The sequence below is a fragment of the Enterobacter soli ATCC BAA-2102 genome, assembly GCF_001654845.1.
GTDB classification, from domain to species: domain Bacteria; phylum Pseudomonadota; class Gammaproteobacteria; order Enterobacterales; family Enterobacteriaceae; genus Enterobacter; species Enterobacter soli.
Genome location: NZ_LXES01000041.1, coordinates 1 through 1,531 on the forward strand (window position 1 = coordinate 1; position 1,531 = coordinate 1,531).

3 protein-coding genes are annotated in these 1,531 nt (G+C 55.1%); all 3 read left to right on the forward strand.

The window, feature by feature from the left end:
* On the forward strand, positions 1-504 hold a 504-nt coding region (gene tli1a / locus M987_RS15665; protein WP_425591332.1), incomplete at its 5' end, for a Tli1a family immunity protein.
* Positions 492-641, forward strand: coding sequence for a hypothetical protein (locus tag M987_RS24895; RefSeq protein WP_014070076.1), 150 nt, complete (start codon positions 492-494; stop codon positions 639-641). The genes tli1a (M987_RS15665) and M987_RS24895, both read left to right, overlap by 13 nt.
* A 96-nt stretch (positions 642-737) precedes the next feature.
* The gene (tli1a, locus tag M987_RS15670) at positions 738-1,271 is read left to right on the forward strand and encodes a Tli1a family immunity protein (protein WP_014070077.1); all 534 of its coding nucleotides are present in this window, start codon (positions 738-740) and stop codon (positions 1,269-1,271) included.
* Positions 1,272-1,531: the final 260 nt, after the last annotated feature.

Consider the following 1,531-nt stretch of genomic DNA (forward strand, 5'->3'; position numbering starts at 1 on the left):
CTGGGTGCCCTGCTGCTGGCGGGCTGTAGCCAGCCGACGGCGAACGCGGAAAGCCGGGGGGGTGGGGGAACCATAGAGGCAATCAACCACACCAAATGGGCAATCAACCATTTCAGCGTCGACGGTCAGTCGGGGATTGATATTATCGGGCCGTATCAAGGCGGGGGTGGTGGCTGCTGCTATGGTGTGCCGGCGAAATGGCGGCCGGATTTGGCTGTAAGGGTGGACTGGGAAACGGGGGTGGGTGGCTCAAAGGGTTTTCCAGGCTTTGCTGACTGGGAAAAATATAAGGCCTGGGAAAAAAAAATGAAGGCCCAGAATAAGCAGCATAGCATCGTGGTACCGGTGCCGGACTATACGGGACAGGAAATCTGTGGGATCACGGTGCATTTTCTGCCCTGCGATGAGGTGAAAGTGACGACCAGCTGTGCCAACTATGGCCACCCTGAACACCCGATCAAAGAGCCTCTTAAGATGCCGGAGCCAAAAGTATGTCCGAAATAATCACCGATCTGGCGTGGTTCCCGCCGGCGTTTCCGGCTCAGGGGCGTTTACCCACCCAGGTTGCGCTGGCTGGTGCAAACTGCGCGCAGCAGGACAACCACGAGCTGGCCTACCGGCAGGAGCTAATCACCGTTTGACGTTTTTTCCTTTCAGTAATGCTTAGCCATGCCATCCCGGAAAGTCATGGCTAAGCAAGGCGGACGTAACCTGTTAATTCATAAAAGGAATGCAAAATGAAAATACGACATTACCTCGTGGTACTGGGTGCCCTGCTGCTGGCGGGCTGTAGCCAGCCGACGGTGAAGGCTGAAACCCGAAGTGGCGGTGGTGGGGTTATTGTCGCCATCAACCACACCAAATGGGCAATCAATCATTTCAGCGTCGACGGTCAGTCGGGTATTGATGCTATCGGGCCGTATCAGGGCGGGGGTGGTGGCTGCTGCTATGGTGTGCCAGCGAAATGGCGACCGGGTTTGACTGTAAGGGTGGACTGGGAAAGTGGAGAAGCCTCAATGAAAGGTTTTCCTGGGTTTGCGGATACAGCTAAGTATCGGGCCTGGGAAAAAAAAATGAGTGCTAATAATCGGCAACACAGCACGGTGGTACCAGTACCGGACTATACGGGGCAAAAAACCTGCGGGATCACGGTGCACTTTATGCCCTGTGATGAGGTGAAAGTGACCACCAGCTGTGTGAGCCCCGGCCGGCCGGGTTATCCAATCAATGAGCCGCTGCAGATGCCGGAGTCAAAAGTATGTCCGAAATAATCACCGATCTGGCGTGGTTCCCGCCGGCATTTCCGGCTCAGGGGCGTTTACCCACTCAGGCTGCGCTGGCTGGCGCAAACTGCGCGCAGTAGGACAGCCACGAGCTGGCCTACCGGCAGGCGCTAATCACCGTTTGACGTTTTTTCCTTTCAGTAATGCTTAGCCATGTCATCCCGGAAAGTCATGGCTAAGCAAGGCGGACGTAACCTGTTAGTTCATAAAAGGAATGCAAAATGAAAATACGACATTACCTCGTGGTT